Raw genomic sequence first — 22202 nt, 5'->3', positions numbered from 1 at the left:
CCCCGTCACCGCCGCGTCGCCCGGCGCTTGCAGCCTGCGCAGCGAAGCTTTAGCGTGTGCCGCTTCGACGCAAGGAGCAGCGCCATGGCCACCTACCTCACCCACGACCTGACCCTGGACCTGGGCGATGAAACGCCCGAAGACACCAGCATGAACATGCTCGCCTTCCGCGAGCGCGGCACCAGCCTGGTGATCGCCCGCAGCGCGCTGCCGGCAGGGCAAACCCTCCAAGACCTGTACCAACAGCAACTGGCCCAGTTGCGCGAACGCCTGGGCGCGGTCATCAGCGAACCCCAGCCAACCCTCGCCGGCGCCGCACGCGACATCCACGGGCTGGAAGTCAGCCTGCAGTTCAAGCGTGGCGAGGTGCTCTCGTACCAGCGCCAGCTGGCCTACACCCCGCCCGGGCAGGCGCGTTTCGTGGCGGTGAGCTACAGCAAGCAGGCGCCGCTTACGCCTGCCGACCTCGCCCACTGGGAGGCCATCAAGGCCGGCCTGCAACTGAACTGACCACGGACACCGACCCGGCTCATGGACGATAGCCTGCACGCCGCCCGCCAGGGCGACCTCATCCTGCACCCGCCGCTGATGGCCGAGCTGGTCAGCACCCTGACCGAGGCCGTGGTGTATGCCGCGGCCACCGCCGCGGTGGCCGCAGCCATCGGCGGCGCCGTGGTGGCCGTGGTCGGCACCGGCGGGGCGGCAGCGGTGCTGACCCCGCTGATCGCCGGCGCGCTGGTCGGCGCTGCGGCCATGCTGCCCGGTGGCGAAGACAAGAGCATCGGCGACCAAATCTCGGACTTCAGCAGTTGGGTGGGCAATTCGATGTTCCCGCCAGAGCCTTACGGGGCTATCGAGACGGGGTCGGTCAATACCCATATCAACGGCATCCCTGCCGCTCGCGCAGCCGGTGTCGTCACCGGCGTCAGCGAGCCGGAAGGCCCCGCCGAAGAACCCTCGATACTGGAAAACATCGGCAGCTACGCGATGATCGGCGCCTCGATGATGCTGCCGATCATCGGCCTGGCCCAGGAGATCAACAGCATCTTCAACCCGCCGGTGACCACTCCGGCAGACCCCGGCACCCAGCCTGCCGAGCTGGACACAGTCAAGTGCAGCAAGCACCCGACGCCCAACTTTGTCGCCCAGGGTTCGGACAAGGTGTTCATCAACGGCCACCCGGCCGCGCGCGTGGGGGACAAGAGCACCTGCGACGGGCCGATCGGCATGACCTTCTCGCCCAACGTGCGCATCGGCGGCGGCACGGTGACCGTGCGGGACATCCACGATGGCAAGAGTGCGGCGGCGAAGATCATCGGCATCGTGGCCGGGATGCTGCTGTCACGGCGCGGGGGCAAGGCACGGCCGCGACCGGGCAAGTCGCCACGGCCACGCTCACGCATCCCCCGGTGCAAGGGCAGACCGGTGATGGTGTCCAGCGGCGCCAAACTTCTGGATGGTATCGAAGACCACGATTTCAACTTGCCGGGGCTTCTCCCCATCGAATGGGCTCGCCGTTACGACAGCAACGACTCTCGTGACGACGGTATGTTCGGCCGGGGTTGGAGCCTGGTTTACGAAGTCCGTATCGAGCGCGTCGCACACCCGCAAGGTGGCGAATTGTGGGTCTACGTTGACGAAGAAGGCTCGCGCATAGAACTGGGCCAGCTTCAGGAAGGCAGCGCTTTCGTCAGTTCACTGGATGGTTTGGCCTTTTTCCATCAGGCCCATGGAATCACCGTGGTGGAGTGCATCTACAGCGGCCAATACCAGGTGTTCAAGACCGATCCACACGACCCTCGGCGCTCACGCCTGGTGCAACTGGGCGATCGCAATCTCAATCGCCTCGACCTGCTCTACGACGCCGAAGGGCGGCTACAGTACCTCGCCGACACCTTCGCCAGCACTGCGATCCAGATGTGCTACAGCGAGGCTCATCGACGCAGGGTCAGCGAGGTTCGCCGCCTGTATCTGCGCCCAGGCAGCCAATTCGAGGTGCAAAAGCATGAAACGCTGGTGAGCTATCGCCACACCGCCGACGGCCAATTGAGCGAAGTACTGGAGCCCGGCGGCCAGATAATGCGCCGCTTCTGCTACACCGAGCAGGGCCTGATGGCCAGCCACATGCTGCCCACCGGGGCAGTCTTTCACTACCAGTGGCAACGCTTCGATGCCTGTTTGCGCCAACCTGCCGGATTGCCAGCGCTGCTGGAGCCGCAGCCTGATCACGAGTGGCGAGTGGTGCGGCACTGGAGCGAGGACGGCGAGGAATACAGCTTCACGTACGACCTGCAGCGCGGCCACACAGACATCACCGACGGCCTCGGCCGTAGCGAGCACTACGAATGGGGGCCGATGCATGAGATCACGCTTTATATCGACCCTCTCGGGCAGCGCTGGCAGGAAAGCATCGAACAAGGCCGGCTGGTTGCCACTACTGACCCGCAAGGGAACCAATGGCGCTACAGCTATGACGCGCTGGGACGCCTGACCGGCATCCAGGACCCCTTGGGCCGCAGCGAACGCATCGAGTACACAGAGCACTGGGCATTGCCCATGCGGATCACCACTGGCGCCGGCCAACAGCAACGCTTTGACTACGACCGCCAAGGCAACCTGCTGCGTACAACCGATGCCCTGGGGCGAAGCACGCAGTATGCCTACGACCAGCAAGGCCGCCTGAGACAGTTGCGCGATACGCTGGGTAAAACCCGCGATTTTGAATGGAACGCCCAAGGCCGGCTGACCGCAATGCGTGACTGCTCGGGCCACAGCACGGCCTACAGCCATGACCCACGCGGCTATCTGAGCGCCATCCGCGATGCCAGGGGCGCCATAACCCGTTATCAGTTCGACGCCCGCGGCCGACTGGAGCAAAGCCTGCGCCCGGACGGACGGACAGACCACTACCGGTTCGACGCGGCCGGTCAACTGATCAGCCATACAGGCCCGGCACAGCAGGTCACCCAATGGTCTTACGACAGCCGTGGCCGCCTGATCCAACGTACCGATGCCATGGGGTTAACCCAACGCACAAGCTGGGACTGCTACGACCGCCTGGTCCAGCTGGAGAACGAGAACGGTGAGCACTACCGCCTTGCCTGGGATGAACTCGACCGTCCGCGTAGCCAGCGCAACCTGGACGGAGGGGGGCGCGACTACCACTACGATGTTGCCGGCAACCTCGTACAAATCGACCTGCTGCCACATCCCGGCCTGCAGGCACAGCCACAGACCCAACGCTTCGAGCACGACGCCGTGGGCCGGGTATTGCGCAAGCACACTGCGGACGGCACTACTGACTACCGCTACGATGCCGCCGACAACCTGCTGTCGATCAGTTGCAGCGACGTTCAGGGCAGCCAGCAGCATTTGCATTTCAGTTACGATGCCTTGGGGCAATTGCTCAGCGAAACCAGCGACGCTGGCCAATTGCGCTACAGCCACGACGAACAGGGCAACCTGCAAACCCTGACCCTGCCAGACGGCCGCTGCCTCAATCATCTCTACTACGGTAGCGGTCACCTGCACCAGATGAACCTCGATGGCCGAGTGATCTGCGATTTCGAACGCGACGAACTGCATGCCGAGGTGCTGCGCAGCCAGGGCAAGCTTGATACTCGCCGTAGCTACGACAGTTGCGCACGTCTGGTGCAGAAGGCGATCCGCTACCACGACGCCAGCGCGGCGACCCTCGCGTTGCTGCAAAAGGACTACCACTACGACGCCGCCGACGACCTAGTGCGCGAGGTGCTGACCCAAACTCACCGGCGCGGTGGCATCCCCACCGACGACAGTGAAGCCATCATTGGCCGTATGCGCAGTGCCGCCCATGGGCAAGGCAGCTTTCAGGGCCAGGTCAGCTATGTCTACGGCCCTACCGAACGCCTGCACGGCGCCATTCACCAGCGTCCCGGCGCTGAAGGGCAGCGGGTCGAGCAATATGCCTATGACAGGGCCGGCAACCCGCTGGATGGGGCAAGCATGGGCGGCCACGTACAACACGACAGGGTTACCCGCTACAAGGGGCTGCACTATCGCTACGATGCCTTTGGCAGGCTGCTGGAAAAACGCACCGCCAACCGCCTGGTGCAGCACTTCGAGTACGACGCCGAACACCGACTGAGGCGAATCTGCCAGCAACGAGGCGCCGTTCGCGAACGCATAGAGTTCAGCTACGACCCGCTCGGGCGGCGTACCCGCAAACAGCTGTATCGCAACGACCACCCCACCCCAGTGAGCCAGACCGAGTTCTTCTGGCAGGGCCTGCGGCTGTTGTACGAGCAGCAGGATGGTAAACCGAGCCTGTATGTCTATACCGACCCGAACAGCCATGAACCATTGGCCCGCATCGACGGCCGCGCGGGCAAGGAATCGTTTTTCTACTTCCATACCAACCTTGCCGGGCTCCCGGAGCAGGTGACCGATGAACAGGGCAATGCCGTCTGGCACAGTGAGCACGAGGTCTGGGGCAATAGCCGAGACGAATGGCATAACCCCCACACGGACCGTCAGCAGAACCTGCGTTTCCAGGGGCAGTACCTGGACCGCGAAACAGGCTTGCACTACAACATCCTGCGTTTCTACGACCCGGACATCGGGCGCTTCACGCAAGCCGACCCGATCGGCCTGCTGGGCGGCCTGAACCTTTATCGCTATTCACCCAACCCGATAATATGGATCGACCCGTTGGGGCTGCATACCAACTCGGTCGTGTTCACCGACAGCCGCGGCCTGACCCTCGAGGCGCGAGGCTACATCGATCTGGATCACCTGACCGAATCCCAACTCAAGAGCACCATCTTCATGAATGGCCCTGATGCACCGACGCCATTCGGTAAGTCGCCCGTGGACCAGAAAGGCGAAAGAATCGATCTGCACCATCATCGCCAACAGAGTGAAGGGCCGATCACCGGCATGCCACAGAAACATCACGGCAGCAAAGAGCACAATGCCGGCCAGCACCCCAAGGGCAAGCAAAAAGGCGCCGGTATCAACAACCGTCAGGAATTCAACCTGTGGAAGAAAGAGTTCTGGGTGTCGCAAGCGCAAAAAGCGCTCGACCGCAAACAAAGCAAAGCCTCCAACGGAGCCTGTGAACTATGAACGACGAACTCAAAGGCAAGCTGCTGCAACTGTTCAACGACCACCCTGACCTCATGGGCAAGCCTGCGACCGATGAGCAGATCGAGGCCGCACAACAGGCCTTGGGCATCACCTTCCATCCTGACTACGTGGAGTTCATCAAACTGTTTGGTGGCGCATTCGGTGGCGTGGATATCCATGCTTTCGAGAACGGCAGCATGCTAGGTAAAACGACCGTGACCGAGCTGACCGAGCGCTTTCGTGATCGTTACGACACCAGCGGCCTGCCAGAGCTGCACGACGCGCTGGCAATTTCAGACGACGGCAGCGGCAACCCGATCCTCATGAACAGCCAGGGGCAGCTTTACCTGTACCTGCACGATGAAGGAGAGGTCGAACTGCTGGCACCTTCGCTAGAAGCATTGTTGACGTCCTCGTTCCCCTGACCGTTGCGCCGCGAACACAAGAATATGACGAACGCTGTCAAAGCCATGTGGGTTTGAACTTGCGGATGACATCGTGGCGTTCAGCGACGATGGCACAGGCGGCTACCATGCCTTTTCAATCGACAATGGCCGCTGCCTCGAGCAGGTGGTCTTCCACGATACCGGTACCGGCGAAACCCTGGACACCGGGCAGGGCTTTTTCGATTTCGTGATCGAGCATGCCTTCCAACCAGAATACTTCGGCCTGCCGTTGCCCTGATCACCCCATCGCTTTGCACGGCGCAACTGACCAACCCACGCGGGAAACGCCCCCACATGAGCAACGCTGCCACAGCGGTATGGAACGCCAGAGTCGCCATCGAACAGCACGACCTGGGTCAACTGCAATCGATCCTGGCACCACAGCCAGAACTGGCCACGCTGTCGATCAACACCGAGCCCGGCTACCGCAGCCTGATGCACATCGCCGCCGCCAGCGGCAACCTCGAGGCCTGCATGTACCTGCGCGAGCTGGGCGTTGCAGTGGACGAGGCGGCCCGCCGGGAAGCCCGCACCACCCCACTGAGCGAAGCGGCCGCCAGTGGCCAGCTGGGCAGCGTAACCTGGCTTTTGCAGCAAGGCGCCCGGGTCGATGGCGCGCCGGAGGCGGTGGCCAACCCGCTGCTCAACGCGGTGCGTTTCGGCCACCTGAACGTGGCCGCGCAGCTGCTGCAGGCCGGGGCGGACATCAATCGCTTGCATGCCAACCTGCACCAGACACCGCTGGATCTGGCCAAGGTCTGGAAGCATGTGGAACTGCAGCAGCTACTTCAGCGCAGCGGCGCCCAGGCAACGCTCGACACCCCCATCGACTGGTCCACACAGCGGCTGGGCGCCATCGGCCATTACGTCAGCCAGACAGTCGGCCCGGTGTTGCCCATCGCTTACTGCCACGACGTGCAGGGGCACGCGGTGCAACTGCGCCTGGCCAACGTCGAAAACAAATGGCGCTACAAGCTGCTGTTCACCCTGGGGTTGGCAGACTTCAAACCGCGCACAGAGCTGTTCTTCTGCCTCACCGACAACTGGCCGGTCAGCGCCAGCGCCGCACTGTCGGATGCGCCGCTGTCGTTTCCCATGAAGCTGCTGCTCAGCCTCGCCGGGCATGTGGTGGGTGGCGCTAGTATCGAAGAAGGGCTGGTACTGACAACGCAGAGCGAATTGGCCAGCACCCTGGCTTGGCCCAAAGGCATCGGCGCCGTGGTGGTGGTCGACTACGTCTGGAACCCGCAGGGAGCCGCCGACAGTCAAGCCATCAGCGACCCGGTCAAACTACTGATGCTGGTACCGGTGGCCGACACCAAGCTCGACAGCATCGCTACACCGGCCAAGCTTGCCAAGTTCGTGGAAAAAAAGCGCACTGCGCGCTGGAACGCCATCGCCCTGCCCTACGAGTACTAGTGAGGTATTTCTGAAGCACCACATTAGGCAGTAGCGCTAGGTGGTCGAGGCAACCTGGCACACTCACCTGCACCAAACGGGAAACGACATGCTGCTTTCAACCGGCCAAATCGAACAGGCGCTGCACCAACGCTTTACCCCATTGCTGGAGGAAATGCCTGAGCTTAAGGTCTACCGGCTCAAGCCACGCTGCGCGCCCTGCCCGGTCGCCCAGCTGGAGCGAAGGTTGAACGTGCAACTGGCGCCGGCCTTCATCACTTTTCTGAACCGTTACGATCTGGACGATTTCACCTTGGGGCCGATCACTTTCGGTATTGGCGGTGACTATCTCGAACACCTGATCGCGCTGAACCACGAGCAGGCTGAAAGCCCCTGGTGGAGCACGGCACAACGCCCGGCGCAGCAATTGGTGGTCGCCACCTCAGACCCTTATGCCATCGTGCTCGACTGCAACGATGAGCAGGTCTACGCCATTACCCACACACCCACTGCTCAAGACGGCCTGCCGGTCGCGGCCAACTTTGAGTTGTTGGTTCAAGGCATTGCCAGCGGGTTTCTGCAGGCAGCGGATGCAAAGGTTATTCAACACCTGGTGCAATCACGGCACCCGGACTTCTGGCAACAGATCTGAAGCGCCATACAGCCCATGAAAACATTCGCCAACCTCACCCTCTACGCCCCCGGCATCGTGCTGTTCGACCCGCAGACCCTGCTGGCTTTCCTGCAACGCCTGGGTACCGGGCCCAGCAACGTGTTCGAGTTGTTCATCAACGATCAGGCGATCGAAACCAGGCTATCCGCCAGGGGGGATCTGCCCGCGATGCAGCCGGCGCGGTGGATGGCACCGGCTGCGCCGGTGATCGCCGGCAAGCCGGCTCTCATAGAACAAACTACAACTCATTGATTTAACACGGTTCCCGTGGGAAGCGGCCTTGCCGGGGCGCCGTCCGGTCGAGATGGGGCGCGAAGCGGCCCCAAGGCTTCAGCCTCATGCAAAATTGCCGGGGCTGCTGCGCAGCCCATCGCGACACAAGGCCGCTTCCCACAGGGGCCGCAGTACATCTGCGAGACTAGTTCTCTGCGCGACAGCGCAGCCCGCAGGGCTGGGTAATCTCCTACAGGGACCGCGCTCGCTTCAGGCTCTGCGCGGTCCTGTGGGAGCGGGCTTGCCCGCGATGCAGGCGACGCGGGGTTCAGGCTTTGCACACTACCAATCACCCGCGGGCAATCTGCACCTGCCCGTCGCTGATCCGCGCCGGCCACACCGGCAGCGCCTGCTGCGGGTCTTCCAGGCAACGGCCGCTGGCCAGGCAGAAGTGCTGCTTGTACAGCGGCGCGGCGACCACCACCTCGCCGCCCAGGCTGCCCACCAGCCCGCGGCCGATGATGTTGGCGCCCGAGCGCGGGTCGCGGTTGCCCACTGCGTACAGCTCGCGGCCCTGGCCCGGCAGGTAGAACAGCGCCACCTGCTGGCCCTGGTGCCACACCACCACGCCGGAGTCGGCAACCAGGTCGTCGGCGGCGCACACGTGCAGCCAGTTCGGCTCAACCTTCTCAGCAGCATTGGACAGGTTCATCACACAGCCTCCTCATGGGTGGGGATCAGGTGCAGCGCCGCCGCCGGGCGGCGCTGGCCGCGTTCGCGGACAAAGTGCACATCGGGGTCGGCGCGCTTGTCGTTGACGAAGGTACGGAAGCGCTTGAGTTTTTCCGGGTCGCTCAGGGCGTTGGCCCACTCGCATTCATACTGCTCGACCACGTGCTGCATCTGCGCCTCAAGCTCGGCGGCCAGGCCCAGGCTGTCGTCCAGCACCACCTGCTTGAGGTAGTCCAGGCCGCCTTCGAGGTTCTCGCGCCACACCGAGGTGCGCTGCAGCTTGTCGGCGGTGCGGATGTAGAACATCAGTACGCGGTCGATCAGGCGCACCAGGGTTTCGTCGTCAAGGTCGGTGGCGAACAGCTCGGCGTGGCGCGGGCGCATGCCGCCGTTGCCGCACACGTAGAGGTTCCAGCCCTTGTCGGTGGCGATCACGCCGATATCCTTGCTTTGCGCCTCGGCGCACTCGCGGGTGCAACCCGACACCGCGAACTTGAGCTTGTGCGGGCTGCGCAGGCCCTTGTAGCGGTCTTCCAGGCGCAGGGCCATGGCCACGCTGTCCTGCACACCGTAGCGGCACCAGGTGCTGCCCACGCAGGATTTCACCGTGCGGGTCGATTTGCCGTAGGCGTGGCCGGTCTCGAAGCCGGCCTCGATCAGCTCGCCCCAGATCAGCGGCAGCTCATGCAGCTGGGCACCGAACAGGTCGATGCGCTGGCCGCCGGTGATCTTGGTATAGAGGTCGTATTTTTTCGCCACCTGGCCGATGACGATGAGTTTTTCCGGGGTGATTTCGCCACCGGGGATACGCGGCACCACCGAGTAGGTGCCGTTTTTCTGCATGTTGGCCATGAAGGTGTCGTTGGTGTCCTGCAGCGGCACCAACGCCGGGTCCATAATCGGCTGGTTCCAGCACGAGGCGAGGATGTTGCCCACCGCCGGCTTGCAGATGTCGCAACCCACATGCCCCTTGCCATGGCGTTCGAGCAGCTCGGCGAAGGTGCGGATGCCCTCTACCCGCACCAGGGCGTAAAGCTCCTGGCGGGTGTAGGCGAAGTGCTCGCACAGGCTTTTGTCCACGGTCACCCCGCGGGCGGTGAGCTCGTGCTCGAACACTTGCTTGAGCAGCGCCGCGCAACCGCCACAGCCACTGGCGGCCTTGGTGCAGGCCTTGACCGAAGCGAGGTCGCCGCAGCCGCTGTCGATGGCCGCGCACACCGCGCCCTTGCTGACGTTGTGGCACGAGCAGATGGTCGCGCTGTCGGGCAATGCATCGGCGCCCAGGGCCGGCGCACCACCGCCTTGCGGCAGAATCAGCGCGGCCGGGTCGGCAGGCAGCTTGATGCCGTTCTGGGCGTACTGCAGCAGGGTGTCGTAGTAGCTGTTGTCGCCCACCAGTACCGCGCCGAGCACGTGCTTGCCGCTGGCATCCACCACCAGGCGGCGGTACGAGGCGTTGGCTTCGTCGATGAAGCGGTAGCTGCGCGCGCCGGCGGTGGCGCCGTGGGCATCGCCGATGGAGCCCACGTCCACACCCAGCAGCTTGAGCTTGGTCGACATGTCGGCGCCGGTGAAGGCCTGGGCCTGCTCGCCCATCAGCAAGGCGGCCAGGTTGCGGGCCATGGCATAGCCCGGGGCGACCAGGCCGAACACACTGCCGTTCCAAGAGGCGCACTCGCCGATGGCAAAGATGCACGGGTCGCTGGTGGTGCAGTGGTTGTCGATCACCACCCCGCCACGGGCGGCGATGTCCAGGCCGCAGGCGCGGCCCAGGGCGTCCTGCGGGCGAATGCCCGCCGAGAACACCACCAGGTCGGTTTCCAGGTGTTCGCCGCCGTCGAAGTTCATGCGGTAGCGGTAGTCGGCGCCTGCGCTGATCGACTGGGTGGCGCGGGACAGGTGCACACCCACGCCCAGGGCTTCGATCTGCGCCTTGAGCGCGGCGCCGCCTTCGCTGTCCAGTTGCACCGGCATCAAGCGTGGGGCGAACTCCACCACATGGGCTTCCAGGCCCAGGGACTTGAGCGCGTTGGCCGCCTCCAGCCCGAGCAGGCCACCGCCCACCACCACGCCACGGCGGGCCGAACCTGCGGCGGCGCGGATGGCGTCAAGGTCATCGAGGGTGCGGTAGACCAGGCGGGCATCGCCAGCAGAACCTTCGATCGGCGGCACGAACGGGTAGGAGCCGGTGGCCAGCACCAGCTGGTCGTAGCCGTAGCGGCCCTCGGCGGTGACCACCTCGGCGCGTTCGCGGTCGATCTCCAGCACCGCCTCGCCCAGGTGCAGGTGCACGCCGCTATCTGGATAGAAGGCCTGGTCGCACAGGGCCAGGGTTTCGGCGCAGCTGCCGGTGAAGTACTCGGACAGGTGCACGCGGTCGTAGGCGCGCTGGCGCTCTTCGCCGAACACGTGCAGTTCGAAGCGCTCGAGCGCGCCGCGGGCCACCAGTTGTTCGACACAGTGGTGGCCGACCATGCCGTTGCCGACGATGACCAGTCGCCCTTTGGGTGCACCGCTCGCTGTTGCGTTCATAGCCGATCCTCGATCACGGAAAACAAAAAGGCGCCTGGAGCCGAAGCTCCAGGCGCCTTTGCCTGTACTCATCAGTGTGAGGCCCCTGGGCGATCGCCGTTGATCGGTGGGGCTGTTGTGCAGGTAGCAAAGCAGGGAGTGTGCCAACACGCTTGCCGCTGCTGCCGGTGTCGCAGCTACGAGGCTATGGATGAAACTCGCAGGTTCACCGCAACCCCTGTGGGAGCGGGCTTGCCCGCGAAGCAGGCGACTCGGTGGATGGCACCGGCTGTGCCGGTGTTCGCGGGCAAGCCCGCTCCCACAGGGGCCTGCTACTCATTCAAAAGGGGCTGCTGCATGAACACTGGCGAACCAACCCGGTGCAACCTTCCCCACTCTGGTGCACGTATCAATACACATCACGCCGATAACGCTTGTCGCGCCCCAGGCCTTCGACATAAGCCGCCGCCGCGTCGGCATCCATACCGCCGTGCTCAGCCACCACCTGGCGTAACGCTGCATCCACATCCTTGGCCATGCGCTGGGCATCGCCACACACATAAACGTATGCGCCTTTTTGCAACCAGTTCCACAACTCGGCGCCTTGCTCAAGCAGGCGGTGCTGCACATAGATCTTCTCGGCCTGGTCACGGGAGAACGCGGTGCTCAGGCGCAGGTGGCCGCAGGCCTCCCAGGCCTGCAACTGCTCGCGATAGTAGAAGTCGCAGGCCGCCTGCTGCTCGCCGAAGAACAGCCAGTTGCCGCCGCTGGCCCCACGCACTTCGCGTTCTTCCAAAAAGCCCTTGAACGGCGCGATGCCAGTGCCGGGGCCGATCATGATGATCGGCGTGCTGTCGTCTTCGGGCAGGTGAAAGTGCTTGGACGGCTGCGGAAAAATCGCCACCTCCAGTGCCCCGGCGCGGTCGGCGAGAAACGCCGAGCACACGCCCTTGCGCTGGCCGTAGCGCACGGTCGAGGTGGTCAGGTGCACCTGGCCTGGGTGGGCGACGGGGCTTGAGCTGATGGAATACAGGCGCGGCTGCAATGGCTTGAGCAAGCTCAGCCAGGTGGCCAGCGGCAATTGCCGGGGGAAGGCGCGCAGCACATCGGCCAGTTGCCGGCCCCACAGCCAGTCCTTGAGTTCGGCCTTGTGCTCAGGCAGCAGCAAGCGCTGCAACTGTTCGTGGCCCTGGCTGAACAGCTCAAGCTGCGCGGTGCTCACCCGGGTGATGTCCAGGTGGCGCTCCAGGGCGCTGGCCAGCGCCATCGGCGCCTGGCCCTTGAGCTCGACCATGGCCTCGCCGTCCAGTTGCATCAGCTCAAGCAACTCCGCCACCAGCGCCGGGCAGTTGCGCGGCCACACGCCCAAGGCATCACCGGGCTGGTAGGTGAACCCGCTGCCGCGCAGGTCGAACACCATCTGCCGGGTTTCCTTGCTCGAGCCTGGGCCGTTGAGCAGGCGGTTTTCCAGCAGCGGCGCCAGCCAGGGCTGCTGCTTGCTGTAGCCGGCGGCCTGCTCAGGCTGTGCAGGCGCAGGCTCGGTGCTGCCCAGTTGCACGAGCAGTGCCTCCAGCCAAGCATTGAAGGCGTCGTCGAAGTCCGGCTCGCAATCTACTCGCTCCAGCAACCGCCTAGCGCCAAGGTCGGCCAGGCGCTGGTCGAGCTTGCGGCCGAAGCCGCAAAACTGGTCGTAGCTCGAATCCCCCAGCGCCAGTACGGCATAAGGCAGCGTGGCGCAGTGCCCGCCCTCCTCGCCCTGCAATGCCTGCCAGAACGCCGCACCGCTGTCGGGGGCCTCGCCGTCGCCGAAGGTGCTGGCGATCAGCAGCACACTGGCGGCGCCCTGCAATTGCACCGGGCTCACCGCCTCCATGCAGCTCAGTTCGACCGCCAGGCCGGCACCGCGCAAACGCTCGGCGCAGCGTTCGGCCAGGGCCTCGCCATTGCCGGTTTGCGAGGCCCACAGCACCCGGTGCTGCGGCGCCTGCTGCAACAGCTGTACAGCCGGCGCCTGTTGGGCGAACAGCCCGGCCAACAGGCCGTCGACGAACAGCCGCCGTGTGGGGGCCAGTGGCGCGCTGGCCGGCAGGCTCGGCACGCCCTCGAAGCGGGCCTGGCCCAGGCCCAGCAAAAAGCCTTGCAGGTAATGGCGCTCGTCCTCGGCCAGCACCGGGGCCGGCAAGGCGTCCAGGCCGAGCAGGCGGGACAAGGTGGCGTTCGGCATGCTGGTGGGCTCCGAAGGGGTGGCGGTGGTCAGGTCGAGGGCGTCGATGCGTTCGCCGGCCACCCGCTCCAGGGCCACGGCGCAATGCTTGAAGGCCGGCTGCAGCGAGGTGGGGTCGACGGCATCGCAGGTCACGGCGTTGATCGCCAACTGCTCGCCGTACAGGTCGTTCCAGTGAAACGGCGCGAAGCAGCCGCCGGGCAGCACGCGGTCGCTGAGCCGGGCCGGCAGCACGGCCTGGCCGCGGCGCGAGCGGATTGCCACCTGGTCCTTGTCGCGCACGCCCAGGCGGCGGGCATCATCGGGGTGAAGCTCGACGAAGGGGCCGGGCTCGAGCTTGTTCAGGCTCGCCACCTTGCCGGTCTTGGTCAGGGTGTGCCACTGGTGCTGCACGCGGCCGGTATTGAGCACGAAGGGGAAGGCTTCGTCCGGCAGCTCGGCCGGCGGCAGCCAGGGCCGGGCGAAGAAGCGCGCCTTGCCGCTGGCGGTGGGGAAGGCCAGCGCCGGCTGTGTGCCATCGGCCTGCTGCAGCAACTGCTGGCTGATACCGTCGTTGTGGTAACGCTGCGGGCTGCGGTCGTCATCGCGCCCTGGGGCGCAGGGCCATTGGCGCGGTTGCTGGCGCAGCTCGGGGTAGCCGATGCCGCGCAGGTCGTAGCCGGTGGCCGGGTTCCAGAAACGGCGGATTTCGTCGTACACCGCTTCGGCGTCGGGGTAATCGAAGGCCTCGCCGTAGCCCATGGCACAGGCGATGCGCGCAATGATGCGCCAGTCCTCCAGGCTGTCGCCGGGGGGCTCGACGGCACGTGGCATCAGGGTGAGGTTGCGCTCGCTGTTGATCATCACCCCCTCGCCTTCAGCCCATAGTGCAGCGGGCAGCAGAATGTCGGCGTAGCGGTTGGTCTCGCTATCGAGAAAGGCGTCCTGGCAGATCACCAGCTCAGCCTGGGTGAGGCCGTCGATCACCTGCTGGCGGTTGGCGACACTGGCCACCGGGTTGCTGCAGATGATCCAGCAGGCCTTCACCTCACCGGCTTTCATCTGCTCGAACAGCGCCACGGTGCCCTCGCCGCCTTCGCTGCGCAGGCTGCCGGCCGGCAACTGCCACTGCTGCTCGACGAACGCCCGGTCGGCCTCGACCTGCGCCGAGCGCTGCCCCGGCAAACCCGGGCCCATGTAGCCCATCTCGCGCCCGCCCATGGCGTTGGGCTGGCCGGTGAGCGAAAACGGCCCGCTGCCAGGGCGGCAGATGGCGCCGGTGGCCAGGTGCAGGTTGCACAGTGCGTTGCTGTGCCAGGTGCCGTGGATGCTCTGGTTCAGGCCCATGGTCCAGCAGCTCATCCACTCACCGGCCTCGCCGATCAGCCGGGCAGCCTCTTCGATGGCTTCGGGCGCAAGGCCGGTGATGGCCGCGACGCGCTCGGGGGTGTAGTCGGCGAGAAACGCCGGCATGTCACCCCAGCCTTCGGTATACCGGGCGATGAAGTCGGTGTCGGTATGGCCGTTCAGGTGCAGCAGGTGCAGCAGGCCGTTGAGCAGCGCCATGTCGGTGCCCGGGCGCAGTTGCAGGAACAGGTGCGCCTTGTCGGCGGTGGCGCTGCGCCTGGGGTCGACGACGATCAACCTGGCGCCGGCCTTGAGGCGGTCGAGCAGGCGCAGAAAGAGGATGGGGTGACAGTCGGCCATGTTCGCGCCGATCACCAGAAACACCTCGGCGCGCTCGAAATCCTGGTAGCTGCCGGGCGGGCCGTCGGCACCCAGCGACTGCTTGTAGCCGCTGCCGGCACTGGCCATGCACAGCCGCGAGTTGGACTCGATATGGCGGGTACGGATAAAACCCTTGGCCAGCTTGTTGGCCAGGTACTGGGCCTCCAGCGACATTTGCCCGGACACGTACAGCGCCACGGCGTCGGGGCCGTGCTGGTCGATGATCGCGCGCAGGCGCGTGGCCGCCTCGTCGATGGCCGCCGGCATGGCGTTGCGCACCGGCTGCTGCTGGCGCTGGCGGCGCACGAAGGCCTGGGCCATGCGCCCGGCGTCCAGCGGCACGTGGGCGGTCAGCCCCTTGGTGCACAGGCGGCCGAAGTTGCTGGGGTGCTGCTTGTCGCCGCTGACCTTGACCACCTTGCCGTCGCGCACGCTCATGACGATGCCGCACCCTACCCCGCAATACGGGCAAACGCTGCGTACCTCGCTGCTGCTCATCGGCGATCTCCTGCTGCAGAAACGGCAAAGGCGCCGGCTGCCCCGCCTGCTGTTGGCAAGCGGGGCAACACGGCGCCTTCGTCGTGATGAATAGCGGCCATCGTCGTTGATGGCCTGGATACTTGAGCGAGAGCAAATCCCGGGCCAACCCCATCCGCCTGTAGGAGCCGGCTTGCCGGCGATGAGGCCGGCTGCCCTCATGCACCTCAATGGTGAATCACGCACCAACAGGTGGCACTTGCTCACCCCAAGACGATATGATTCATATACGTTTCATATACAAAGGTACCCCCCATGGGCATCGTCAAGATCTGCGACGACCTCCACGAAGACCTGCGCATCGCCAGCGCCGCCCTGTCGCGCTCGATCAACGCCCAGGCCGAACACTGGATCCGCATCGGCATGCTGGCCGAGCTGCACCCCCAGGCCACTTACCAGGAACTGCTGCGCCAGCTGCTGCGCCAGGAGCAGGCCAAGCTCAAGGAGCTGCTGCAATGAGCAAGGTGATTCTCAAGGGCCCCGCCGAGTTGGCCCTGATGCGCCGCGCCGGCGGCCTGCTGGCCCAGGTGTTCGCCCACCTGGACGGTTTCATCCGCCCCGGGGTGAGCACCCTGCAGATCAACGACTGCGCCGAGGCGTTCATTGTCGAGCAGCTCAAGGCACGGCCGGCGAGCAAGGGGCAGTATGGTTTCCCCTACGCCCTGAACACCTCGGTGGACCATGTGGTGTGCCACGGCATGCCCAGGGCTGACGAGGTGCTGGCCGTGGGTTCGATCGTCAATGTGGATATCACCCTGGAACAGGGTGGCTACATTGCCGACTCGTCGAAGATGTACTGTATCGGGCAGATCAGCGCCGACGCGCGGCGCCTGGTGGACACCACCTACCAGGCGCTGTGGAAAGGCATCGAGCAGGTACGCCCGGGGGCGACCCTCGGGGATATCGGCCATGCCATTCAGGTGCATGCCGAGGCGGCGGGCTATAGCGTGGTGCGCGAGTACTGCGGGCATGGCATCGGCCAGCAGATGCACGAGGCGCCCGAGGTACTGCACTTCGGTGAGCGCGGGATGGGGCTGAAGCTGCAGCCGGGGATGGTGTTCACCATCGAGCCGATGATCAACCAGGGCGGGCGCGGGACACGGGGGTTGCGCGATGGCTGGACGGTGATTACCCGGGACCGGAGTTTGTCGGCGCAGTGGGAGCATACGGTGGCGGTGACCGAGAGTGGGTATGAGGTTTTGACCTTGCGGGGGGAGGAGCGGGGGTAGAGGCTGACAGGTGTTCGCCACAGCCTTTGCAGCGCTTATCAGATCGAGCGCCGCCCGCGCGGCGCTTCGCGGGCAAGCCCGCTCCCACAGTTTGTTTCGGGCCAGTCTCTCCTGTGCCGGTACCGGGTCCCCCTTGTTTGTACGCCGCGGTTTCAGCGTGGGCATCGCAGCCGCTCCACATGACTCAAGACATGCACCAGGGCAGGCGCGGGTACCTGCACAGGAATAATTGGCCCGAAACAAACTGTGGGAGCGGGCTTGCCCGCGAAGCGCCGCGCGGGCGGCGCTCGATCTCATAAGCGCTGCAAAACTTTAGCCAGGCACCTGCCACCCCCACCCCCGATTACCCCGCCACAGCCCGTTGCATTACAATCCCCAGCGCCCCAGCAAGGACCCCATCATGGACGAACCCGCACAAAACTGGCTGCATGCCCTGTCAGCCCCCATGGCCGCCCTGAACGGCGCCAGCTACACCGCCCCCGACTACTACGAAGACGACGAACAAACCGACCTCGAACGCTGGTGGGGCATCAGCAACCGCGCCCAGTTGCTGGGCATGCTGGGCATGGCCGACACCGGCCACGCCACCGAGCTGGCCGGCGCCTACTGGCAATACCAACGCTGCCTGCCCAGCCAGTGGCAAGCCCTGCTCGAGGGCCTTGAGCCGCGCCAGCGCATCCTGCACCAGTACGCCGCGCACACCTTCCCCGACTGCGGCCCCGGCGGCACCCGCGCCTGGGACCTGGCGCGCATGGGCTACCTGCTGCGCGCCGGGCTGAAAAAAGGCTACATCAGCCTCGACGAAAGCCTCTACCTGCATTACCGCCTGGCCCTGCGCGCCCGCCACTACTACAACCGCTGGGACCGCTACCTGGCCGGCTACCTGTTCGGCAAGGCGCTGTGGAACATCGCCAACGACAGCAGCGACGAGCAACTGGCCGCAGGCCTGGAGCGCCAGGGCAGCGACCACTGGAACCGCTGCATCGTGCTCAACCTGCGCCACGGCGCCCAAGACCTGCTGGCCGGGCTGCCATGGGACATGGAGCTGCCCGAACCACCCCGCCCCGCCACGCTGGAAGAGGACTGCTGGTCATGAGCTGCTGGATTTGCCTGGGCATCGAACCGACCCAGGACCTCGATGCCATTCGCCTGGCCTACCGCGGCCGCCTGCCCGCGCACCACCCCGAGACCGACCCTGAAGGCTTCCAGGCCCTGCGCGAAGCCTACGAACAGGCCCTGCGCCTGGCCCGCGAGCCTGAAGCCGCGCAAGAAGCGCAGCCAACTTCGCAACCAGAAGCCACCCACCCTGCCCTGCAGCGCTTCTACGACCTGCTCGAAGACCCGGCCCAGCGCTTCGACCCGCAGGCCTGGCAAAGCTACATCGCCGCGCTGGACGACCTGCCGCTGGATGAACTCGACCAGCTCAGCGGCCAGTTGCTGTACACCCTGTACGACTGCGGGCCGTTGTCCCACCACTGCGCCGGCCTGCTGGCCCGGCGCCTGGCCTGGGCTGACCAACTGCTGCGCCTGGACAACCCGCAACACGCCGAAGCCCTGCTCGACCGCCTGGAGCAGCCCGACCCGTTCGACACCGCACTGATGCGCGACTGGCCGGCCACCGCGCAGATGGAAGCCCTGTGGTACCTGCGCAGCCTCGAATTCTGCTACCAGCAGCGGCCGCTGTTCGAGTACGAAGAGTTCGCCAACGAGCACACCTGCCTGGCACTGCCCGATGACCCGGCGCTGATCCAGCGCCTGATGCAGCAGTTCTGCCATGCCGGCGTGGCCAGCCCGAGCTTTTACGAGCAGTTGCTGGAGCGCCAGGCCCAGGGTGAAGACAGCGCCGACCTGCTCTACCTGCTGGCCCGCCAGGCCAGCGCCCTGGGCGCCGAGCAGGATGCCCTGGGCTACTGGCTGCGCCTGTACCGCGAGCACCAGCACCCGCAGGCCGAGCGCTGGCTGATCGACATCTGCTCGCGCGACCAGCCGCTGCGCCTGCCGCTGCTGATCCAGGCCCTGGACCGCCAGCAAACCCCGGCCAGCTGGCCAACCGAGCTGGCCGACCCGGCACAGGCCTGGGGCAGCCCCGGGCAATCGCCGCAAACCTTGATGCGCTGGTCGGCGGCGGCACGCCTGGAACTGGACGGCATCGCCGGCCTGTTCATCGACTGGCGCCTGGACGGCGATGACGAACTGCCGCTGCTGGCCTGGCTGCTGCAGGACCAGGACGACCGCGAAATGCAACAGCTGTACTGGCATGCCTGGGCCTTGCAACGCGGTGAAACCGGGCTGCTGCGCCGGGTGCTCGCCCACCGCCCGGGCGAGCACCCGCTCGATGCGCTGATCGTCGAAGGCCTGCAGCGCCAGGCCACCCAGCAAATCCACTGGCTGGAGCATTCCCCGGTAGCCCAGGCGCTGCAGCACTACTGCCTGAGCGTCACCCCCGAGGCGCCACTGCCCGCCGGCCTGCTCGAAGACACCACCCGCCCGCTGTGCCGCGAATGGCTGCGGCGCATGCGCCGCTACACCGCCCAAGCCATCTACGAACTCAACTGCAACTTCGAGATGCAGCGCATGTTCACCGTGCCCTTTGCCATGCAGATGCAGGGCCGCATCGCCGAGGACGGGATCATCCTGCCAACGATGCCCAAGGGCGAGGAGCTGTGGGAGTGGCACCGCCAGCAGCTGTTCATGCTGGCGATGATCGAACAGCCATCGCGCTGGCTGGCGCTGATCGACCCGGCAGTTACCCGCCAGTTGCAGTACCCGCAAGACCACCCGTTCGCCGCCACCCACGCACGCCTGCTGCAGCATCAGGGCGGCGGCCTGCTGGGTAGCCTGGAGCGCCAGGACCCGGTGCAGGCGATCATCGCCGCACGCCTGGCGACCCTCGAACAAGCCTTGAAAAGCGCACGGCTGCCCAGCGCGGCGCAGTTGCTCGACTGCCTGGACAACGATGACGGCAGCCTGAGCGAGCGCAACACCCTGAGCTACGTACTGCTGTGCGCGGTGCTGTACCACGATCGCTCGCTGGACGAGGCCCAGCACGCCTCGCTGCACCAGCGCCTGATGGCGGTAACAGTGCCAGGCGACTGGTTCGAGCCTTGGCGCCAAGGGCTGCTCGAAGGCAAGATCCGCCGCCCTCCGGCTCAGGCCCTGCGCGAGCTGGGCATGGAGCAGCGATTGGTGCGTAATTTGCTCGAAGCACTGGAGTCGCTGCTGGTTCATTGCACCCCGCCCAAGACCCGCGCGCTGCTTGCGCTGCAGCGGGTCAAGGATGAACCACGGGAAAACCCGGCGCTGCGCTGCGCGATCATGGCCGTGCTTGGCTGGGCCGAGCGCATGCTGGCCAATGACCTGACCGAGCCACCGGCCAAGGTGTGGGAATTCTGGAAGCTCAAAAGCCGCCTGAACCGCACCGGCTTTGCCTTGCACCTGCTGGCCGCGATCCTCAGCGGCTTTTTGCTGAAGCTGCTGCCGGCGATGATGGCGGTGACGGCGATATTGGTGATCAGTGGCGCCCTGCGCCGCCTGCGTGACTGCGGCCAGGGCGTGCCGTCACTGCTGGGGGTGCTGGTGCTCAGCCGGGTGTTCCCGGGGCTGGCACTGGTGCTGCTGGCGGTGCCCGGCAACAAGCTGCCGAACCGCTATGGCCCGGTACCCGGCGAAGCCACGCCGCTGCAAGGTGGCCTGCAGGCCACCTTGCGCCGCCTCAACGGTCAGTAGCGCAGTTCGTCGAGCGCCTGGCTCAGGGCCTGGCGCTCACGGCTGATCTCGCCGGCCTGCTGCCCGGACAACACCTGGTTGAAGGCATCCAGCCAGCTGGCGATCAGCTCGCGCTCATCGCCCAGGCTCTGCATCCAGGCCCGCTCAAGGCGTGCCAGCAAGGTGCGGTTGGGCAGCGTGTCGCGGGGGTGGATCTTGAGCTTGGCCAGGCGCTCCTGGCTGGCCTGGCGCGCCTCGGCATCCAGCCCGGTGGGGCTGCGGTCGATGCTGTGGCTGTGCTTCTGGCCGCTCTCGATGAAGGTGACGTCCACCTCCAGCAGGCCATTGATGTCGTAGCTGAAGCGCACGTCCAGCGACTGGATTTCGCCAGTGGGCTGCAACGGGATCTCGAAGCTGTCCACCAGGATGTTGTCGCGCACCCAGGGCCGCTCGCCCTGGTACACGGCGATGCGCACCACCTTTTGCTCGGCATGGCCGCTGTAGAAGCGCTGCACCCGCGACGTCGGGATCACCGTGTTGCGCTCGATGATCGGCGAAAACGCCCCGGTGACTTCTTCGCCGCGGCTGGAGGCGATGCCCAGGGTGTAGGGGCAGACGTCGGTCAGGATCAGCTCGTCGATGGCCGAGTCGCGGGCCTTGCAGGCGGCCTGGCTGGCGGCGCCGAGGGCGACGATGGTGTCTGGGTCGAGGTGGCGGTACGGCAGGCGGCCGAACAGCTTGGCCACCAGTTGCTGCACCTGCGGCATGCGCGTGGCGCCGCCCACCAGTACCAGGCTGTCCAACTCTTTGGGGCTCAGCCGCGCATCGCGCAGGGCCTGTTCGATGGGCGCGCGCACCCGCGCCAGCAGCGGCGCCCAGATGGACTGCAGCTTGAGTTCGTCGACCTGCCATTCACGGGGCTGGCCATCGCCGTTCCAGCGCAGGGTGCCAGTGCCCTCGCCCGACTGGCGCTTGAGCTGCTCGACTGCGTCGTACAGGCTGGCCAGGGCCTGGGGCTCCAGCGCTTCGGCCTTGAGCCCCCAGTCACGCAGGCAGGCCTGCAGCAGTGCCTCGGTGAAGTCTTCACCGCCCAGATAGTTGTCGCCGGTGGAGGCATGCACCTCGATCAGCGGCAGGGCGTATTCCAGCACGGTGACGTCGAAGGTGCCGCCGCCTAGGTCGAACACCAGGGTGCGCTCGAACTTCTGCTCGTGCAGGCCGTAGGCCATGGCCGCTGCGGTAGGTTCGTTGATCAGCCGCTGCACCTTGAGCCCGGCCAGCTCTGCGGCGAACACCGTGCGCTTGCGTTGCTCGTCGCTGAAATAGGCCGGCACCGAAATCACCGCCTCGTTCACCGGGCAGCCGAGATAGGCCTCGGCATCCTGCTTGAGCGCGCCCAGCACCAGGGCCGACAGCTCTTCAGGGGTGAAGCGGTGTTCGCCCAGGGCATAGCGCTTGTCGCTGCCCATGAAACGCTTGAAGGCGGCGGCGGTAAGCTGCGGGTGGGTGGTCAGGCGGGCCCGGGCGGCCTGGCCGACCAGAATGCTGCCGTCGTCGTCGACACTGACCACCGAAGGGGTCAGCACGTCGCCCAATGCGTTGGGGATCAGTTGCGCCTGCCCGTCACGCCACACGGCGATCAGGCTGTTGGTGGTGCCCAGGTCGATGCCCAGGAGCGGAGGCGTTGCGGGGGGAGAGAGGCTGGCATCCTGCATGGTCGG

General features: G+C 65.8%; 15 protein-coding genes. 11 read left to right on the top strand and 4 right to left on the bottom strand.

The window, feature by feature from the left end:
* Nucleotides 1–84 precede the first annotated feature (84 nt).
* From KSS93_RS10020 to KSS93_RS09990, 7 genes are all read left to right on the top strand, one after another.
* On the top strand, nucleotides 85–510 hold the full coding sequence (locus KSS93_RS10020; protein ID WP_217888142.1) for a DcrB-related protein: 426 nt from the start codon (nucleotides 85–87) through the stop codon (nucleotides 508–510).
* A gap of 21 nt (nucleotides 511–531) precedes the next feature.
* A complete protein-coding gene (locus KSS93_RS10015) occupies nucleotides 532–5106 on the top strand; it encodes an RHS repeat-associated core domain-containing protein (protein WP_217888141.1) in 4575 nt (1524 codons plus the stop codon).
* Entirely contained in the window at nucleotides 5103–5531 is a 429-nt protein-coding gene (locus KSS93_RS10010; RefSeq protein WP_217888140.1) for an SMI1/KNR4 family protein, read from the top strand. Before KSS93_RS10015 ends, KSS93_RS10010 begins: the two co-directional genes overlap by 4 nt.
* A 73-nt stretch (nucleotides 5532–5604) precedes the next feature.
* Nucleotides 5605–5790 carry an SMI1/KNR4 family protein gene (locus tag KSS93_RS10005; protein ID WP_217888139.1) on the top strand — a complete coding sequence of 62 codons (186 nt, stop codon included), beginning with the start codon at nucleotides 5605–5607 and terminating at the stop codon, nucleotides 5788–5790.
* A 56-nt stretch (nucleotides 5791–5846) separates the two neighbouring features.
* On the top strand, nucleotides 5847–6971 hold the full coding sequence (locus tag KSS93_RS10000) for an ankyrin repeat domain-containing protein (RefSeq protein WP_217888138.1): 1125 nt from the start codon (nucleotides 5847–5849) through the stop codon (nucleotides 6969–6971).
* 88 nt (nucleotides 6972–7059) lie between these two features.
* Nucleotides 7060–7602: a hypothetical protein gene (locus tag KSS93_RS09995; protein WP_217888137.1), complete on the top strand. Its 543-nt coding sequence runs from the start codon at nucleotides 7060–7062 to the stop codon at nucleotides 7600–7602.
* A gap of 15 nt (nucleotides 7603–7617) precedes the next feature.
* Nucleotides 7618–7875: a hypothetical protein gene (locus KSS93_RS09990; RefSeq protein WP_217888136.1), complete on the top strand. Its 258-nt coding sequence runs from the start codon at nucleotides 7618–7620 to the stop codon at nucleotides 7873–7875.
* 310 nt (nucleotides 7876–8185) lie between these two features.
* On the opposite strand, the gene nirD is transcribed toward KSS93_RS09990, so the two are convergent.
* From nirD to KSS93_RS09975, 3 genes are all read right to left on the bottom strand, one after another.
* Entirely contained in the window at nucleotides 8186–8548 is a 363-nt protein-coding gene (nirD, locus tag KSS93_RS09985) for a nitrite reductase small subunit NirD (RefSeq protein ID WP_217888135.1), read from the bottom strand.
* A complete protein-coding gene (gene nirB / locus KSS93_RS09980) occupies nucleotides 8548–11100 on the bottom strand; it encodes a nitrite reductase large subunit NirB (protein WP_217888134.1) in 2553 nt (850 codons plus the stop codon). The genes nirD and nirB overlap by 1 nt, the downstream gene beginning before the upstream one ends.
* Before the next feature lie 388 nt (nucleotides 11101–11488).
* Entirely contained in the window at nucleotides 11489–15508 is a 4020-nt protein-coding gene (locus KSS93_RS09975) for a bifunctional nitrate reductase/sulfite reductase flavoprotein subunit alpha (RefSeq protein WP_217888133.1), read from the bottom strand.
* 294 nt (nucleotides 15509–15802) lie between these two features.
* Here KSS93_RS09975 and KSS93_RS09970 point away from each other — a divergent pair, with 294 nt between their 5' ends.
* From KSS93_RS09970 to KSS93_RS09955, 4 genes are all read left to right on the top strand, one after another.
* On the top strand, nucleotides 15803–16006 hold the full coding sequence (locus tag KSS93_RS09970; protein ID WP_217842241.1) for a ParD-like family protein: 204 nt from the start codon (nucleotides 15803–15805) through the stop codon (nucleotides 16004–16006).
* On the top strand, nucleotides 16003–16776 hold the full coding sequence (map, locus tag KSS93_RS09965; protein WP_217888132.1) for a type I methionyl aminopeptidase: 774 nt from the start codon (nucleotides 16003–16005) through the stop codon (nucleotides 16774–16776). The genes KSS93_RS09970 and map overlap by 4 nt, the downstream gene beginning before the upstream one ends.
* A gap of 400 nt (nucleotides 16777–17176) precedes the next feature.
* Nucleotides 17177–17872, top strand: coding sequence for a DUF1266 domain-containing protein (locus KSS93_RS09960; RefSeq protein ID WP_217888131.1), 696 nt, complete (start codon nucleotides 17177–17179; stop codon nucleotides 17870–17872).
* Entirely contained in the window at nucleotides 17869–20502 is a 2634-nt protein-coding gene (locus KSS93_RS09955; RefSeq protein WP_217888130.1) for a molecular chaperone DnaJ, read from the top strand. The genes KSS93_RS09960 and KSS93_RS09955 overlap by 4 nt, the downstream gene beginning before the upstream one ends.
* On the opposite strand, the gene KSS93_RS09950 is transcribed toward KSS93_RS09955, so the two are convergent.
* Entirely contained in the window at nucleotides 20496–22196 is a 1701-nt protein-coding gene (locus KSS93_RS09950) for a molecular chaperone HscC (protein ID WP_217888129.1), read from the bottom strand. The two genes, KSS93_RS09955 and KSS93_RS09950, sit on opposite strands and share 7 nt — an antisense overlap.
* Nucleotides 22197–22202 lie beyond the last annotated feature (6 nt).

This window comes from Pseudomonas xanthosomatis, assembly GCF_019139835.1.
Taxonomy (GTDB): domain Bacteria; phylum Pseudomonadota; class Gammaproteobacteria; order Pseudomonadales; family Pseudomonadaceae; genus Aquipseudomonas; species Aquipseudomonas fakonensis.
This window is presented reverse-complemented; position numbering and strand designations above follow the sequence as displayed.

Excerpts from the sequence above, each read along its gene's own strand:
- nirB (WP_217888134.1), bottom strand. The coding sequence starts at position 11,100 with ATGAACGCAACAGCGAGCGGTGCACCCAAAGGGCGACTGGTCATCGTC.
- KSS93_RS10010 (WP_217888140.1), top strand. The coding sequence starts at position 5,103 with ATGAACGACGAACTCAAAGGCAAGCTGCTGCAACTGTTCAACGACCAC.
- KSS93_RS10015 (WP_217888141.1), top strand. The coding sequence starts at position 532 with ATGGACGATAGCCTGCACGCCGCCCGCCAGGGCGACCTCATCCTGCAC.
- KSS93_RS09970 (WP_217842241.1), top strand. The coding sequence starts at position 15,803 with ATGGGCATCGTCAAGATCTGCGACGACCTCCACGAAGACCTGCGCATC.
- KSS93_RS09990 (WP_217888136.1), top strand. The coding sequence starts at position 7,618 with ATGAAAACATTCGCCAACCTCACCCTCTACGCCCCCGGCATCGTGCTG.
- KSS93_RS09950 (WP_217888129.1), bottom strand. The coding sequence starts at position 22,196 with ATGCAGGATGCCAGCCTCTCTCCCCCCGCAACGCCTCCGCTCCTGGGC.
- KSS93_RS09960 (WP_217888131.1), top strand. The coding sequence starts at position 17,177 with ATGGACGAACCCGCACAAAACTGGCTGCATGCCCTGTCAGCCCCCATG.
- KSS93_RS09995 (WP_217888137.1), top strand. The coding sequence starts at position 7,060 with ATGCTGCTTTCAACCGGCCAAATCGAACAGGCGCTGCACCAACGCTTT.
- map (WP_217888132.1), top strand. The coding sequence starts at position 16,003 with ATGAGCAAGGTGATTCTCAAGGGCCCCGCCGAGTTGGCCCTGATGCGC.
- KSS93_RS09955 (WP_217888130.1), top strand. The coding sequence starts at position 17,869 with ATGAGCTGCTGGATTTGCCTGGGCATCGAACCGACCCAGGACCTCGAT.
- KSS93_RS10020 (WP_217888142.1), top strand. The coding sequence starts at position 85 with ATGGCCACCTACCTCACCCACGACCTGACCCTGGACCTGGGCGATGAA.
- KSS93_RS09975 (WP_217888133.1), bottom strand. The coding sequence starts at position 15,508 with ATGAGCAGCAGCGAGGTACGCAGCGTTTGCCCGTATTGCGGGGTAGGG.
- nirD (WP_217888135.1), bottom strand. The coding sequence starts at position 8,548 with ATGAACCTGTCCAATGCTGCTGAGAAGGTTGAGCCGAACTGGCTGCAC.
- KSS93_RS10000 (WP_217888138.1), top strand. The coding sequence starts at position 5,847 with ATGAGCAACGCTGCCACAGCGGTATGGAACGCCAGAGTCGCCATCGAA.